At 50.3% G+C, this 14,769-nt stretch carries 15 protein-coding genes; 1 reads left to right on the top strand and 14 read right to left on the bottom strand.

Annotated elements, in window-relative coordinates:
• Window positions 1-42 precede the first annotated feature (42 nt).
• Complete coding sequence (gene pssA / locus AUC31_RS05810; RefSeq protein ID WP_418054983.1) at window positions 43-564, top strand: CDP-diacylglycerol--serine O-phosphatidyltransferase; 522 nt, start codon at window positions 43-45, stop codon at window positions 562-564.
• A gap of 55 nt (window positions 565-619) precedes the next feature.
• Here pssA and mtnN read toward each other — a convergent pair whose 3' ends face one another.
• The 14 genes from mtnN to AUC31_RS05740 form a co-directional block, all read right to left on the bottom strand.
• Window positions 620-1,324, bottom strand: a complete 705-nt coding sequence (gene mtnN, locus AUC31_RS05805; RefSeq protein ID WP_058380959.1) for a 5'-methylthioadenosine/S-adenosylhomocysteine nucleosidase — start codon at window positions 1,322-1,324, stop codon at window positions 620-622.
• 48 nt (window positions 1,325-1,372) lie between these two features.
• Window positions 1,373-2,086, bottom strand: a complete 714-nt coding sequence (locus AUC31_RS05800; protein WP_058380960.1) for a YrrS family protein — start codon at window positions 2,084-2,086, stop codon at window positions 1,373-1,375.
• A gap of 120 nt (window positions 2,087-2,206) precedes the next feature.
• Window positions 2,207-2,683 carry a transcription elongation factor GreA gene (greA, locus tag AUC31_RS05795; protein ID WP_058380961.1) on the bottom strand — a complete coding sequence of 159 codons (477 nt, stop codon included), beginning with the start codon at window positions 2,681-2,683 and terminating at the stop codon, window positions 2,207-2,209.
• An 81-nt stretch (window positions 2,684-2,764) separates the two neighbouring features.
• Window positions 2,765-3,388, bottom strand: coding sequence for a uridine kinase (udk, locus tag AUC31_RS05790; protein ID WP_058380962.1), 624 nt, complete (start codon window positions 3,386-3,388; stop codon window positions 2,765-2,767).
• 27 nt (window positions 3,389-3,415) lie between these two features.
• Window positions 3,416-4,021, bottom strand: a complete 606-nt coding sequence (locus tag AUC31_RS05785) for an O-methyltransferase (RefSeq protein WP_058380963.1) — start codon at window positions 4,019-4,021, stop codon at window positions 3,416-3,418.
• An 84-nt stretch (window positions 4,022-4,105) separates the two neighbouring features.
• The gene (mltG, locus tag AUC31_RS05780; RefSeq protein WP_157073464.1) at window positions 4,106-5,230 is read right to left on the bottom strand and encodes an endolytic transglycosylase MltG; all 1,125 of its coding nucleotides are present in this window, start codon (window positions 5,228-5,230) and stop codon (window positions 4,106-4,108) included.
• 92 nt (window positions 5,231-5,322) lie between these two features.
• Window positions 5,323-5,631, bottom strand: coding sequence for a DUF1292 domain-containing protein (locus AUC31_RS05775; protein ID WP_058380964.1), 309 nt, complete (start codon window positions 5,629-5,631; stop codon window positions 5,323-5,325).
• A 13-nt stretch (window positions 5,632-5,644) separates the two neighbouring features.
• The gene (ruvX, locus tag AUC31_RS05770) at window positions 5,645-6,061 is read right to left on the bottom strand and encodes a Holliday junction resolvase RuvX (RefSeq protein WP_058380965.1); all 417 of its coding nucleotides are present in this window, start codon (window positions 6,059-6,061) and stop codon (window positions 5,645-5,647) included.
• Window positions 6,062-6,063: 2 nt separating this feature from the next.
• The gene (locus AUC31_RS05765; protein ID WP_058383651.1) at window positions 6,064-6,330 is read right to left on the bottom strand and encodes an IreB family regulatory phosphoprotein; all 267 of its coding nucleotides are present in this window, start codon (window positions 6,328-6,330) and stop codon (window positions 6,064-6,066) included.
• Window positions 6,331-6,417: 87 nt separating this feature from the next.
• Entirely contained in the window at window positions 6,418-9,042 is a 2,625-nt protein-coding gene (gene alaS, locus AUC31_RS05760; protein WP_058380966.1) for an alanine--tRNA ligase, read from the bottom strand.
• Between the two features lie 306 nt (window positions 9,043-9,348).
• Entirely contained in the window at window positions 9,349-11,787 is a 2,439-nt protein-coding gene (recD2, locus tag AUC31_RS05755; protein ID WP_058380967.1) for an SF1B family DNA helicase RecD2, read from the bottom strand.
• Between the two features lie 26 nt (window positions 11,788-11,813).
• Window positions 11,814-12,473: a tetratricopeptide repeat protein gene (locus tag AUC31_RS05750; RefSeq protein WP_058380968.1), complete on the bottom strand. Its 660-nt coding sequence runs from the start codon at window positions 12,471-12,473 to the stop codon at window positions 11,814-11,816.
• A 14-nt stretch (window positions 12,474-12,487) separates the two neighbouring features.
• Window positions 12,488-13,606: a tRNA 2-thiouridine(34) synthase MnmA gene (gene mnmA, locus AUC31_RS05745; RefSeq protein WP_058380969.1), complete on the bottom strand. Its 1,119-nt coding sequence runs from the start codon at window positions 13,604-13,606 to the stop codon at window positions 12,488-12,490.
• Between the two features lie 15 nt (window positions 13,607-13,621).
• Window positions 13,622-14,755, bottom strand: a complete 1,134-nt coding sequence (locus AUC31_RS05740; RefSeq protein ID WP_058380970.1) for a cysteine desulfurase family protein — start codon at window positions 14,753-14,755, stop codon at window positions 13,622-13,624.
• Between the last annotated feature and the right edge of the window lie 14 nt (window positions 14,756-14,769).

Raw genomic sequence — 14,769 nt, 5'->3', positions numbered from 1 at the left:
TATCGAAAAAAAGGAGCGCTTGCATTGATATTGATCGACAAAATGGACCACACCATTAAAAGGCTGAAAAGCCAGGCAGCCAACACATTGACAATCGGTAATATGGTGTTCGGTGGCGCCTCATTAATGGCGACTTTGAACGAATACTACAGTTATAGTGTGCTGTTTATTTTTATCGCTGCATTTTTGGACCGTTTTGACGGCATGGTCGCGAGAAAATACAATCAGGAATCCGAACTCGGCAAACAATTGGATTCCATGGGGGATATCATTTCGTTCGGCGTGGCGCCGGCATTGCTGATCCATCAGCTCGCTTTGCAGGATTTTGGACTGGCCGGCATGGTGTTCACCGTTATCTATATTTCATGCGGCGCATTCCGCCTCGCACGCTTTAATATTACCGAATCAAATGGTTATTTCACCGGCTTGCCGATCACCGCAGCCGGAACTGTGCTAACTTTGTCATATTTCGGGTTCGGCCATTGGTCGCCTGCTGTCTATATGTTCATCCTATTGATCTCTTCACTATTGATGATCAGTACATTTTCATTACGAAAAGTATAAAAGCTGAGGGCTTGATGCCCTCAGCTTTTTTGCTTGTTTTGGGATGAAGTTTCTTTTATATACGCTGGAGCATCTTTTCGATAACACGCAGGACGATTTCAGTCGAATGCTTGGCCGCAACCGGAAGAAATTCATCGAACGAGACCGAGGATTCCTTGCCGGCGATATCCGACAAGGCGCGGATGACGACAAACGCCGTATCGTATTGGAAACAAACTTGCGCGACGGCAGCCGCTTCCATTTCCGCTGCTTTCATTTCTGGAAACTGCTGTTTCACCAATGCCACGCGATCGGGATCGCTCATAAACGAATCGCCTGTTGCGATCAGCCCGACGGCATGCTGGTGTTCACCAATTTCATCGACCGCCTGGACTGCCAGTTCAATCAATTCCTTATTGGCGATATAGGCAGCCGGCATTTGCGGCACTTGCCCCAGTTCATAGCCAAAAACGGTTGCGTCCACATCGTGGTGGCGCACTTCATCCGAAATGACCACTGCCCCGACTTCCAGCTCCTCATCAAAGCCACCAGCAGAACCGATGTTCAAGACCAGGTCAGGCTTGAACTCCTGCATCAGAATCGTAGTCGTCATCGCCGCGTTGACTTTGCCAATGCCGCTTTTCAATAGGATGAGTTCCTGGCCTTTGTATGTACCTGTCGTGAATTCGCTATTGGCGATTTCACGAACAGATGTGTTCGCTAATTGATTGCGCAACAATTCTACCTCTTCTTCCATTGCGCCGATTACGCCGATTCTCATTGTATCCGCTCCTTGCATCCATGATTACGCCGGAAAAACGGCGCCCTGTTAGTAGGCGCCGTCCAGCGTTTTGAGTACATCCATTTTCTCAGGTTTCCAACCTTCACCGTCTACCCATTCATGGTAGACGCGGTACTTCTCGGATTGGTCTTTCGACTGGACTGTCGCAATGGATTTTTGCGGCCCGCCGCCATTTTGGACCATCATGACATACATATCATTCTGGGACAAACCGGTAGCATAAGTGACCGCTTCAATTTTTTCGTTCCAATCAACCGAGTTTTTCTGGTATGAAGAAACATGGTCGCCGCTTTGGCTAGTGCCGACAGGCTCCCAGCTGGTGTTGACGATGGTTTCACTGACGATCGGGTCGTTGGACTCTTCACGTGTAATGGTACCGCCTTTGGTTTCTTCTTCCTCTTCTTCTTTTTCTTTTTCTTTTTCTTCAGCTTCTTTTTTGGCTGCAGCTTCTTCTTCAGCCTTGGCTTCCTCTTCAGCTTTCTCTTCAGCCTCGAGGTCATTCTCTTCTGCTGTCACTTGCGTATCGTCATCGCCGCTCGTTTGGCTCTCTGTTTCCGGCGTTGTTTCTGTTGATTCAGGATCTGCTGAATCGTCGCCGCCTCCGAATAGCAATGTCGCCCCGATGATAACCACCAAAGTAAATACTAAAGCGATCATGATATTCAGGATGGAATTCGAACGATTTTTATTGTTCTTATTCTTATTCAAACGAGAGGGATAAGATTTTTCTTCGTTAGCCATGGAAAGCCCCCCTTTACACATATTTTATCATATTTAGCCCATGACAAATTTGACGTTTCAACTAAAGTTTTGTTTCATCCATCAAAAAAACAGCCACTCCCATAGGAATGGCTGGGTGCATCAATTGATCGAAACGATCTTGACTTCCATTTCCCCGCCTGGCGTCAATACTTTCACACGGTCGCCAACAGTGCGGCCAAGCATGCTTTTGGCGATTGGCGAGTCGTTCGAAATACGCCCTTCCAACGGGTCTGCTTCTGCAGAACCGACGATTGTGTAGGCTTCTTCTTCGCCGTCTGGAATTTCCATAAACGTAACTGTTTTCCCGAGGCGCACGACATCGTTGCCGGCTTCCTCTTCATTTATAATTACCGCATTGCGGATCATGGATTCCAATGTAGAAATGCGCCCTTCGACAAAGGCTTGGTCTTCCTTGGCGGAATCATATTCGGAGTTCTCGGACAAGTCCCCGAAGCTTCTTGCTACTTTAATGCGTTCCACCACTTCTTTGCGTTTGACCGTTTTCAAATAATCCAGTTCATCTTCCAACTTCTGCTTTCCGGCAGCTGTCATCGGAAATTGTTTATCATTTGCCATACTCTTCCCACTCCTTCAACTGCTGACTATGGATGCGCTAACACCCGTCAGTCTCGTATCATTCTATTATAAATTACCAATCTATTCAAGAATTGTTTTAATTTTTGTAACCATTAGATCAATTGCGACTTCGTTTTGGCCGCCTTCCGGGATAATGACGTCTGCATAGCGCTTTGTCGGCTCGATGAATTGATTGTGCATTGGACGGACGACCGTCAAATATTGCTCAATGACCGAGTCGATCGTGCGGCCGCGCTCATTGATGTCGCGCATCAAGCGGCGGATGATGCGGAGGTCCGCATCGGTATCGACAAATAGCTTAATGTCCATCAACTCACGCAAACGCTCATCTTCCAAGACCAGGATGCCTTCAAGAATGATAACATCTTTCGGGTCGATCACAATACTTTCTTCTGCACGGGTATGCAACGCGTAATTATAGATCGGCTTTTCAATCGCACGCCGTTCGAGCAGTTCGTTGACATGCTTGATCAATAGATCTGTATCGAAAGCGAGCGGATGGTCATAATTGGTCTCGAGGCGCTCTTCAAACTCGAGGTGGCTTTGGTCTTTATAATAGTAATCCTGCTCGATGACCACCACGGAATGTTCTTTGAAGACTTCGTAAATGGAATTGGTGACACTGGTCTTGCCTGATCCTGAACCGCCAGCGATGCCGATGACGACCGGTCTGTTTTTAGACATATACGTTAACTCCTTGTGTTTCGATTTTCATTTTTTCTTGCAGACGAGAAGCCCGTCACCGACTGGCAAAAGCTTGCAGTCGAAGCCGGGATGCCCGTCCATGGTTTCACGGAACGAGCGGATGTTGCGGATCATGGTGCGTTTGCGTCTCGGCACTTCTTTGATCGGCTGTTCTGCCATGCCGTGCATCGACATATTATCGCAATAAATGATGCCGCCTGGAGACAGTAAACTTTCGTATTTATTGAAGAAACGCTCATACTGCCCTTTAGCTGCGTCGATGAATATGGCATCGTAAAACGGGGTCAATTCGGCAATATCCAGTTCGAGCGCATCGGCACAAATAGCCTGCACACGCCCTTCCAGGCCCGATTCATGGATGAACCCAAGCGCCTTGCTGTGGCGCCCTTCATCCCGTTCAAGTGTGTCGATGCTGACGCCAGGCAAGTCATCGGCCATCCGAAGTGCTGAATAACCGATAGCCGTTCCCAGTTCAAGCAAACGCTGCGGCTTTTGCTGCTGCAATAATTCCAACAGCTCCCCGATGCCCTGCTCTTCCATGATCGGCACATGATGTTCTGCGGCGTAAGAGCGCATTGTTTCGAATAAAGCTTCTATTGTTGTACCGGGCATTGTGGATGTCCGCTCCTTTCATGCTCTAATCCTTCAATTGAACAGAAAAGAAGAAGGGAAACGGACGCTCCCTTCCTTCTTAGATCAATTTCCGATATGTTCATCGCGGTATTCTAGATGCTGTTCGTAGCTGGTCGAGAAGTAGTTATTGCCTTCTGAGTCAGCCAGGAAGTATAGATAATCCGTTTGGTTCGGGTCGAGCACCGCTTCGATGGATGATGCGCCAGCAGCGGCGATCGGTCCTGGCGGCAAGCCTTTATTCGTATAGGTGCTGTAAGGATCTTCGAACTCGTAATCCGAGTTGAACAAGCGGTCCTTATGCTCTCCCATTGCATAAATGACGGTCGGGTCTGTCTGCAGCGGCATGTCTTGATCTATGCGGTTGTAGAACACGCTTGCGATGGTTTGGCGATCTGATTTCGCAGTCGCTTCTTCCTCTAATAGCGAAGCGAAAGTCAGCAGCCAATGAGGCGATTTCTCCTCTTCCTGCAATACGCTTTGGTACGGTTCGATATTCGCTTTCGTAGCATCAAGCATTTGCTCGATCAATACGGTAAGCGAAGGATTTTCCTCATAGATCGGATAAGTGGCCGGGAACAGATAGCCTTCGAGCGCAAATTTGACGTCCTCGCCTTTGATTTCCTCTGTCAGCAAATCAGGGTATTTGACCATCAATTCGTCGATATAGGCTTCGTCCTGCACTTGATCCATAAACTGCTCGGCGGTGTATTCCGTATTTTCCGCAATTACGCGCTCGGCAATTTCTTCTAAGGTCAAGCCCTCAGGAACGTTGATCGTGTACAACGGTTCATGGTAAACTTTTCCAGTTTTCAAACTTTCCGTTATTTCGTCCAATGTCATCGATTGAGTCAAGCCATAGCTGCCTGCCTGAAATTCCGATTCATTTTTGAACTTGACGTAATACTTGTAGATTCTGGCATCTTTAATGACGCCGTTCTCTTCAAGCAAGGCGGCAATGCTGTCCAGGTTGGAACCGATCGGCACTTCAACATCGATGACTTCCTGGGAATCCGGATCGACAGGTTCGAGTGCGTCCGTGACATAGCTATAAGCTTGCCAGCCGGCCACTGCGACGACTACAAGAAGGACGAGCGCCACGATCAGCACGATGCGCCGAACGACTCTCACTTCTTTTTTCTTTTCCTTCATCCTGTCGAACATGACATCTTTTTTTGACTGCTTTTCCACGGGTGTTCCCCCTCAGCTATTCATCTCTCCAAAACAGAAGGCGATTCAAACGAAAGGGACGGAATCAAGGTTCAATTCCGTCCCCCTTATGGTTATTGCTCTTCGTTTTCTTCTTCTTCCTCAAGGAAAGTATTGAGCATTTCTTCGATCATGTCCCATTCTTCTTCTGTTTCTACCGGGCGAAGTTCGCCGCCGGAAACTTTCTCATCAGAATCCAGGTTTTCAGTGAAAGAAGATGCGTGGATTTCGATCTCACCTTCTTCGTCCTCATCTGCCCCTACTGGGAAGTACAAGACGTATGATTTTCCGAAATCTTCCGATTCAAATGTGAACAACACTTCGAATAATTGCTCGTTCCCGTGCTCGTCCACTACTGTAATATGCTCTTGACCATGTTCCATTTGTGTCACCTCATCATTTTTTTGAATCAAGATAGCCTTGCAAAATCATCACTGCGGCCATCTTGTCGATTACTTTTTTGCGGTTTTTCCGGCTGACATCGGCAGAAATCAGCATTTTCTCTGCTGCCATCGTCGTCAGCCTTTCATCCCAAAGCACTACCGGTATATCATATCCTTCTTTTAGCAATGCTGCAAATCTTTCGGAAGCTTCTGCCCGTGGCCCGATGGAGTTGTTCATGTTCTTCGGGTAGCCCACGACCGCTTCCGTTACTTTGTATTCCTTGATCAATTCGCCAAGGCGTTCAAGCCCGAACTGGCCGTTCGCCTCGTCGATTTTGACGGTTTCGATGCCTTGTGCCGTCCAGCCCAATGCATCGCTGATCGCCACTCCGATCGTTTTGGAGCCGACATCCAATCCCATTGTTCGCATAATTATTCCTCGTTATTCTTTTTGATGTAGAACTTCACCAGTTCTTCCAAAATTTCATCCCGCTCCAGTTTCCGGATCATGTTCCGGGCATCCTGGTGGCGAGGGATATAAGCCGGATCACCTGAAAGTAGATACCCGACGATCTGATTGATCGGGTTGTAGCCTTTTTCCTCTAGAGCAGCATGGACTTGCAGCATTACCTGCTTTACGTCCTGCTCCATCGATTCATCGGATGAATCGAATTTCATCGTGCGATCAAATGAGCTCACGACAAGCACCTCACTTTCGGAATGTGTATTGGCAATTCGTTCCTCTTGCTGAATCCCATTATAACTGAAAGCACAGATTTGTTAAACCTATTTGACCAAAGTGTAGACCGATTCGAGCGCCGCATCCAATTGCTCTGGATTTTTCGCCCCGGCCATCGCCATGTCCGGACGCCCGCCGCCTTTGCCACCGCATTGTTCTGCGACCGCTTTGACGATATTGCCGGCGTGGTAATCCTTACCGGCAATGTTTTTCGATACGCCCGCTGCTAGCATAACCTTGTCTCCGTCGCTCGCACCGAGAACGATGACCGCCTGCTCGAATTTCGCTTTCAGGTCATCGACCATCTGGCGCAGCTGATTATTGTCTTTTGCTTGAACTTTTGCGGACAATACTGTCACATTGCCGACTTTTCTTGCCGACTCCAGCAATTCACCGGACTGTGCATTGGCAATTTTCTGCAGCAGTGATTCATTTTCGCGCTGCAACGCTTTGATGTCGGCTTGCGTGGATTCGACTTTTTGCACGAGGTCGCGCGGGTTGGCTTTCAACAAGGAAGCTGCTTCATCCAAAGTCTTCTCGCTTTGCTTCATGCTCACATAAGCGCCTTTTCCGGTCAATGCTTCGATGCGGCGTACGCCAGCACCGATGCCTCCTTCTGAGACGATTTTGAAGACGCCGATTTCGGACGTGTTCGCCACGTGGATTCCGCCGCATAGCTCAAGCGAGTAGTCGCTGATCGCAACGACACGGACGACATCGCCGTATTTTTCACCGAACAAAGCCATCGCGCCCATATCTTTTGCTTCCTGCAGATTGTGGTAGCCGGATTCGACTTCGATGCCTTCCCAGATCTTTTCATTGACTGCCTGCTCGATCGTCGAGAGTTCCTCTTTCGTCACTTGCCCGAAGTGAGAGAAGTCAAAACGCAGCCGGTCTGGACCGACGTACGATCCTGCCTGGTTGACGTGCGTGCCGAGTACATCTTTCAATGCCTGGTGCAAGAGGTGGGTCGCCGTATGGTTCTTGATTGTATGGCGGCGCTCGGATGCATCGACTTTCGCTTTGACAGCCGTTTTCGTCAATTCGCCGGAATCAACCCGCACATTATGCAAGTTCTGTCCGTTCGGCGCTTTTTTCACATCGAGTACAGAAGCTGACACCAAATCATTCGACAAAATTCCTTTGTCGGCGATCTGTCCGCCGCTTTCCGCATAGAATGGCGTGCGGTCCAGCACAAGCTGCACTTCTTCGCCTTCTTGTGCGCTGTCGACCAATTCCCCGTCTTTGACGATAGCGACGATTTCAGCGTCCGCGACTGTGTGCGTATAGCCGATAAATTCGCTTTCTTCTTTTATATTGCCGAGCACCTCGGATTGTGTCTGCATGGAATTGACGTTTTGGCGCGCGTTTCTTGCACGTTCGCGCTGCTCGTTCATCGCACGCTCAAATCCTGCATGGTCGACAGTCATTTCGACATCTTCTGCGTATTCTTCCGTCAACTCCACTGGGAATCCGTACGTATCATACAGACGGAACACATCTTCGCCAGGGATTTCGCTATGGCCGGCTTGCTTTTGCTTTTCGGCAACCGTGGACAGGATTTCCAAACCGTCATGCAAGGTTTCAAGGAAACGTTCTTCTTCGAGTTTCATGACGCGGACAATGAAATCTTCCTTGTCTTTGACTTCTGGGTAGAAGCTCTGCATGATGTCGCCGACAACCGGCACAAGCTGGTACATGAACGGTTTTTCGATGCCGAGTTTCTTCGAGTAGCGGACAGCGCGGCGCAACAGGCGGCGCAGCACATAGCCGCGGCCTTCGTTTGATGGCAAAGCGCCGTCTCCAATGGCAAATGCGACTGTGCGCACATGGTCGGCGATGACTTTGAATGCCATGTCCTGTTCCTGGCTTTCGCCGTAGGATTTCCCGGAAATTTCTGCTGTCTTCTCAATGATCGGCACGAATAGGTCCGTATCGTAGTTAGTTGGCACATCTTGCACGACCGAAGCCATGCGTTCCAAGCCCATTCCCGTATCGATGTTCTGTTTCGGAAGCGGCGTGTACGTATGGTCCGGATTGTGGTTGAACTGGGAGAACACCAAGTTCCAGATTTCTAAGTAGCGCTCATTCTCCCCACCCGGGTACAATTCAGGGTCTTCAGGGTCATTGCCGTAGCTCTCGCCGCGGTCGTAGAAGATTTCGGAGTTCGGTCCGCTCGGGCCTTCGCCGATATCCCAGAAGTTTCCTTCTAAGCGGATGATGCGTTCAGCCGGTACGCCGACTTCGTTGAGCCAGATGGCATAAGCTTCCTCGTCTTCCGGATGGATCGTCACCGACAACTTGTCGGCATCGAATCCGATCCATTTGTCGTCCGTCAGGAATTCCCATGCCCAGTGGATCGCTTCTGTTTTAAAGTATTCACCGATAGAGAAGTTGCCGAGCATTTCGAAGAATGTATGATGGCGTGCCGTCTTGCCGACGTTCTCGATATCGTTCGTGCGGATCGATTTTTGCGCGTTGACGATGCGCGGATTTTCCGGGATGACGCGCCCGTCAAAATATTTCTTCAAAGTCGCGACACCGCTGTTGATCCACAATAAAGACGGGTCTTCAAACGGCACAAGCGGCGCGCTCGGTTCCACGTCGTGGTTTTTTTCTTTAAAAAAGTCGAGATAGAGCTTTCTGATTTCTTCAGCTTTCAAATTCTTCATCAAAATTCCTCCTTCTGCATAATAAAAAGCCTTCATCCCCTAATAAAAAGGGACGAAGGCTCGATTCGCGGTACCACCCTGGTTACACAGGAAAAATATCCTGTGTCTCTCAAGCGCCTTAACGCGGCGGGACGGCAGTGATTAGCTGCACTCGGGAGTAGCGTTCAAAAGATGCGGCAGAAGGCCCTTTCAGCCAAGGGGAGCCTTTTTCTAAGCAGCCGGAATCTCTTTACTGTCTCCGTCTAGGTGTTGTCTATCTGTTATAAATTGAATTATAGAAAACCACGCGGGCCTTGTCAAGCACGCTCACGCTTCTTGAAAGTCGCGCGGCGTGATGCCTTCCATGCCGATCATCGGATGGATGCGGTGGGCGTTTTGCTGCGTCAGGCTTTTCGGCCCTGCAGCTTCCGCTTCTGGCTCCGGCTTTTCGGTCGATGCTTCTAGTGCATCCGAGGCCGCTCCTTCGTCCGGAACAGCCGCTATGCCCAGCCGGTCTGCCAAGGTGGTCAGGCGGCTCGAATCATCGGTACGCTCGACCCCGTAGCGGAACACACCCGGGTCACCACACAGGATGAGGAAGTCGCGGCTTCTCGTGATGCCGGTGTAGAGCAGGTTGCGCCGCAGCATTTTCATATAGCCGCGGACGACCGGCATTATGACCGTCGGGAATTCCGATCCTTGCGCTTTATGGATCGAACAGCAATAGGCGAGCGTCAGCTGGTTCAAGTCGCTGCGCTGATAGGTCACTTCAATGCCATCGAACGACACGACGAGCAGATCCTGCTTTTCCACCGTCTCTTTCGCTTTCATGATGGCGACCACTTCGCCCATATCGCCGTTGAAGACATTACTCTCGGGCTGGTTGACCAGCTGCAGCACTTTGTCATTGATGCGGTAAGTGATATCGCCGAACACCAGCTCTTTGCGGGACCCGTCATCGTTTGGGTTGACCATTTGCTGGATCATCTGATTTAACGCATCGATTCCGGCTGGCCCTTTATACATCGGCGCGAGCACTTGGATGTCTTTGATGGTATGGCCTTTTGACAATGCGCTTTTGACTACTTTTTCGACGACCATCGGAATCTGGTCGGCGCCTGCGCGGATGAACGATCGGTCGGATGTCTTCGCTTCGATATTATCCGGCAGTTTTCCGGCTTTCATTTGGTGGGCGAGTTCGATGATCGACGAGCCAGAGCTTTGGCGGTAGATTTCCGTCAGCTCGACCGTCGGAATGCGGCCGGACGCCAGCATGTCCCGCAGTACTTGCCCGGGGCCGACCGGCGGCAATTGGTCCTGGTCGCCGACAAAGATCAGCTGGGCGTCGACAGGGACCGCTTTTAATAATTGATGGGCAAGCCACGTGTCGACCATCGACATTTCATCGATGATGATTAATTTGCCTTCGATGTCTTTTTCCGTTTCCTCTTCCCGTTCCTGCCCGTTAAAGCCGAGCAAACGATGAATCGTCATCGCCGGCAAATCGGTCGACTCACTCAAGCGTTTTGCCGCACGTCCTGTGGGAGCTGCCAAAATGATCGGGAACGGCTCTTTTTTCTTGGCGTAGTCTTTCGGGTCGAGCGACAGGCCATGCAGCTCTGCGTAAACTTCGACCAATCCCCGGACGACGGTCGTCTTACCGGTTCCCGGGCCGCCGGTGAGGATCATGACGCTCGAATTCAAGCTTTTCTCGATGGCATCGATTTGTGTCTCTGCATAATTCACGCCGAGCCGCTCTTCCGCTTCGCCAAGCGCTTTGCGGATCTCGGATGACGGGAACCCGTCCCGCGTCTCTTGCTCGGCAATCAAGGTTTCCAGCTTCGTCGCAATGCCGACTTCCGAATAATACAGCGACGGCAAATAAAGGCGGGTCTCTTCCCCCGCCACTTTGCCTTCTTCATTCAACTCAATCGCCGCCTTGGAAATCGAGTCGACCGGAATGTCTTCGCGCTGGCTCGCTTCAAGCATTTGCTTAACAAGCGGAATCAAATTCTTCGCATCGACGAACACATGCCCTTCTGACAATGACGCCTGGTTCAAGACATGAAGGATCGCCGCTTTGATGCGGTCAGGGTGGCTGCCGGTGATGCCGAGTTTCGATCCGAGCTCGTCCGCCCGGTGGAAGCCGATGCCTTCGATTTCCTCGATAAGCTGGAATGGGTTTTTCGTCAGGATATCAATTGTTTCCTCTCTGTAAGCCTGATAGATCCTCATGCCGATTTGCGGGCCGAATCCCCAATCGTTCAATTGGATCATCACGCGTTCAAGGCCTAAGTTCATCTGCAATGTCGAGCGGATCGTGTCTTTTTTCTCATCGGACAGGCGTGGAACGCCATCTAGCGCATCCGGGTCTTCCAGGATTTTCTTGATGGCGTCGCTGCCAAGTTTCTTGACAATCGTCTCTGCGGTTTTACGACCGATGCCGTTAAACAAATCACTCGACAGGTAGTGCACGACGCCTTGTTCCGTTTCAGGGACTTCTTTCTTAAATGTTTCGGCCTGGAACTGCACGCCGTATTTCGGGTGGTTCTTGACGCTGCCGGTGAATTTGTATTGCTCTTCTAGCGACAGCTTCGGGAAATAACCGGAGACGATGATTTCCTTTTCGGTATACGGGGTGTTGGTTTGCTGGATTTTCACTTTGATGATGGAGAAGAGGTTTTGGGGATTGTGAAAAATCGAGACGACCGGACGCCCCAGCACAAATTCACTTTCTTTTTGGAATAAATCGATCTGTCCGGACATGCGGCCGTCTCCTCTCTTTCATTGCTTTAATTCAATCGTTCGTTGATCATATCGTAGGCGTAGCGCGCCATTTCGTTTTTATCATCCAATGTGTACGCACGCTGTAAATGGTACATGGCATCTTCCGTACGGTCACTCGATACGGCATACAAAACGCCCAGGTTGTAATGGACATCTGAATTGTCCACATCGATTTCAAGCGCATAAACAAATTGCTCTTCCGCGAGGTCGAATAATTCCATCGAAGCCAAGGCAATGCCATAGCTGAGCCGCGATTGCAAATCGTTCGGGTCCAGTTCAACAGCGCGCTGCAAATAAGGCAAGGCGAGCTTCGGCTGGTCGATGCGTTCGAAACATTTGCCGATCATGTAATGGGCATCGGATCCTTCAATGCCGTTTTGAACCGCTTTTTCGTATAGTTTCAGCGCTTCTTCGTAACGTTCTGCGTTGAAATACAAATTCGCCAATCCATAATAAGCGGTCGCGGACGTTTCATCGAGCGTCAATGCTTTCTGAAAAAACCGCTCAGCGCGCTCCATTTCGTTCATCGACGCCAATACATGCCCGAAGTTGATATAGCCCAGTGCGTCTTCCGGCTGTTGTTCAATGGCGTTCGTGAACGCCTGGATAGCTTCTTCCGCACGCCCTTCTTGCAAGGCTTTGATGCCAATTTCGTTATAATTCATCGCCGATTCCCCCATTATCCTACATAGTCAAGCTGTGAACCGTTTTTGAAGACACGGTCGATTGTGCCGCCGCCGAGGCATTCGTCACCGTTGTAAAAAACGACTGCTTGGCCCGGTGTAATCGCACGGACCGGCTCGTCGAATGTAACGACCGCTTCGCCGTCTTTCATGTCGACTGTGACGCCGACATCCTGCTGGCGGTAGCGGAATTTCGCTGTACACTGGAAACTCGCGGACGGCGCATCGCCTGTCGTGAAGCTTAAATTGACCGCTGTCAAGCTATCGGAAAACAGTGCGTCGTGGTGAATGTTCTGCCCGACATACAAGACGTTTTTCTCCAAGTCTTTTCCGATAACGAACCAAGGGTCGCCTGCTCCGCCGATGCCGAGGCCTTGGCGTTGCCCGATCGTGTAATACATCAATCCATCATGCGATCCTTTTTTGATGCCTTCCAAGGTTTCCATAGAACCCGGTTGAGCTGGAAGATATTGGCTGAGGAATTCCTTAAAGTTGCGTTCGCCGATAAAGCAAATGCCCGTCGAATCTTTTTTCGTCGCTGTCGCAAGTCCTGCTTCAAGGGCAATTTCACGAACTTCCTTCTTCTCGATCGCACCAAGTGGGAACATGACTTTCGACAATTGTTCCTGGTTCAGCTGGTTCAAGAAATACGTTTGGTCTTTATTGTTGTCGATGCCGCGGAGCATGTGTGTGATGCCGCTTTCGTCCGTTTCGACGCGTGCGTAATGGCCGGTTGCGAGATAATCCGCACCGAGGCTCAAGGCATGTTCAAGAAATGCCTTGAACTTGATTTCCTTATTGCACATAACGTCTGGATTCGGCGTGCGTCCTGCTTTGTATTCCTCGAGGAAATACGTGAACACTTTATCCCAATACTGTTTTTCAAAATTGACCGCATAATACGGGATGCCGATCTGGTTGCAGACGCGGATGACGTCTTCGTAATCTTCCGTCGCGGTGCAGACGCCGTTTTCGTCGGTATCGTCCCAGTTTTTCATGAAGATGCCAATGACATCATAACCTTGCTGCTTCAATAAATAAGCGGCAACCGAAGAGTCGACCCCTCCGGACATGCCGACGACTACGCGTGTATCTTGTGGAGCTTTTGTTTCCATTTTTATTCACCTTTTCTATTTTTGCGCCAGGCGCTTCGTGATTTGAGCCGTTTTTCCGGCTGCTTGTGTAATATCCGTGGCGGTCAAGCCGATGCCAAAACTGAAACGGATCGAATTGCGCAGTTCTGCGGCATTTTGCCCGTACATCGCAACAAGGACGTGCGATGGGTCGATCGAACCGGCCGTGCACGCCGACCCGCTTGATGCGGAGATGCCGGACAGGTCCAAATTGACCAAGAACGATTCAATGTCGATGCCGTCCAAGGAGACATTGAAAATATGCGGCAATTGATCGGTGCCGTTTTCTTTAAAGTCGATGCCATTTTCCTTGAATTCGGCACGGAAAATCTCTTTGAATTCCGTGAACGCTTGGCGTTTATCTTCCATTGTTTCCTGCGCGATTTTCACTGCGCTGGCAAACGCCTGGATGGCCGGCACGTTTTCCGTTCCGGCACGGCGTTTGCGCTCCTGCTCGCCGCCATACATCAAGGGCTTGAGCGCCGTGTTTTTGCGCTGGTATAAAAATCCGATGCCTTTCGGGCCATTCACTTTATGGGCAGAGACCGAAAGCAAGTCGACGTTCAACTCATCCACATCGATTGGCAATAAGCCATACGCCTGTACCGCATCGGTATGGAAAGTGACATTCGTCCCTTTCAACAGCTCTCCGATTTCAGCAATGGGCTGAATCGTGCCAATTTCATTATTGGCGAGCATGACCGTCACGAGAATCGTATCATCCCGCAGCGCTTGTTTCACGTCTTCTGGCTTGACGCGGCCAGTTTCGTCCACCGGCAAATACGTCACGTCATAGCCCTGTTTGGCCAATTCTTCACAAGCGTGAAGAACGGCGTGATGCTCAGCTTGAGTGGTGATGATATGGCGGCCTTCCTTAGCGCTGGCTGTTCCGAAGATCGCCAAATTATCCGCCTCCGTGCCGCCGGATGTGAAGATGATTTCGTTATCGTCTGCGTGGATGCTCACAGCGAGCGTGTGCCGCGCTTCGTCTAAAACGCGCCGCGCATCGCGGCCGGTCTGGTGGATGCTTGATGGGTTGCCGTAATGCTCACTTAAGGCTTTGGCAAACACTTCAGCTGCTTGCGGATGCATCGGCGAAGTCGCCGCATGGTCCAAATAGATTTGTTTCATGATCGATTAACTCC

Origin of the sequence: Planococcus rifietoensis, assembly GCF_001465795.2 — a bacterium.
In the GTDB taxonomy this organism is placed as follows: Bacteria; Bacillota; Bacilli; order Bacillales_A; family Planococcaceae; genus Planococcus; species Planococcus rifietoensis.
This window is presented reverse-complemented; position numbering and strand designations above follow the sequence as displayed.

What these genes read in the sequence shown, in the direction of transcription:
- AUC31_RS05750 (WP_058380968.1), bottom strand. Translation starts at nt 12,473, where the DNA reads ATGAATTATAACGAAATTGGCATCAAAGCCTTGCAAGAAGGGCGTGCG.
- AUC31_RS05740 (WP_058380970.1), bottom strand. Translation starts at nt 14,755, where the DNA reads ATGAAACAAATCTATTTGGACCATGCGGCGACTTCGCCGATGCATCCG.
- recD2 (WP_058380967.1), bottom strand. Translation starts at nt 11,787, where the DNA reads ATGTCCGGACAGATCGATTTATTCCAAAAAGAAAGTGAATTTGTGCTG.
- pssA (WP_418054983.1), top strand. Translation starts at nt 43, where the DNA reads ATGGACCACACCATTAAAAGGCTGAAAAGCCAGGCAGCCAACACATTG.
- AUC31_RS05800 (WP_058380960.1), bottom strand. Translation starts at nt 2,086, where the DNA reads ATGGCTAACGAAGAAAAATCTTATCCCTCTCGTTTGAATAAGAATAAG.
- AUC31_RS05785 (WP_058380963.1), bottom strand. Translation starts at nt 4,021, where the DNA reads ATGCCCGGTACAACAATAGAAGCTTTATTCGAAACAATGCGCTCTTAC.
- AUC31_RS05775 (WP_058380964.1), bottom strand. Translation starts at nt 5,631, where the DNA reads ATGGAACATGGTCAAGAGCATATTACAGTAGTGGACGAGCACGGGAAC.
- mnmA (WP_058380969.1), bottom strand. Translation starts at nt 13,606, where the DNA reads ATGGAAACAAAAGCTCCACAAGATACACGCGTAGTCGTCGGCATGTCC.
- alaS (WP_058380966.1), bottom strand. Translation starts at nt 9,042, where the DNA reads ATGAAGAATTTGAAAGCTGAAGAAATCAGAAAGCTCTATCTCGACTTT.
- mtnN (WP_058380959.1), bottom strand. Translation starts at nt 1,324, where the DNA reads ATGAGAATCGGCGTAATCGGCGCAATGGAAGAAGAGGTAGAATTGTTG.
- ruvX (WP_058380965.1), bottom strand. Translation starts at nt 6,061, where the DNA reads ATGCGAACAATGGGATTGGATGTCGGCTCCAAAACGATCGGAGTGGCG.
- udk (WP_058380962.1), bottom strand. Translation starts at nt 3,388, where the DNA reads ATGTCTAAAAACAGACCGGTCGTCATCGGCATCGCTGGCGGTTCAGGA.
- greA (WP_058380961.1), bottom strand. Translation starts at nt 2,683, where the DNA reads ATGGCAAATGATAAACAATTTCCGATGACAGCTGCCGGAAAGCAGAAG.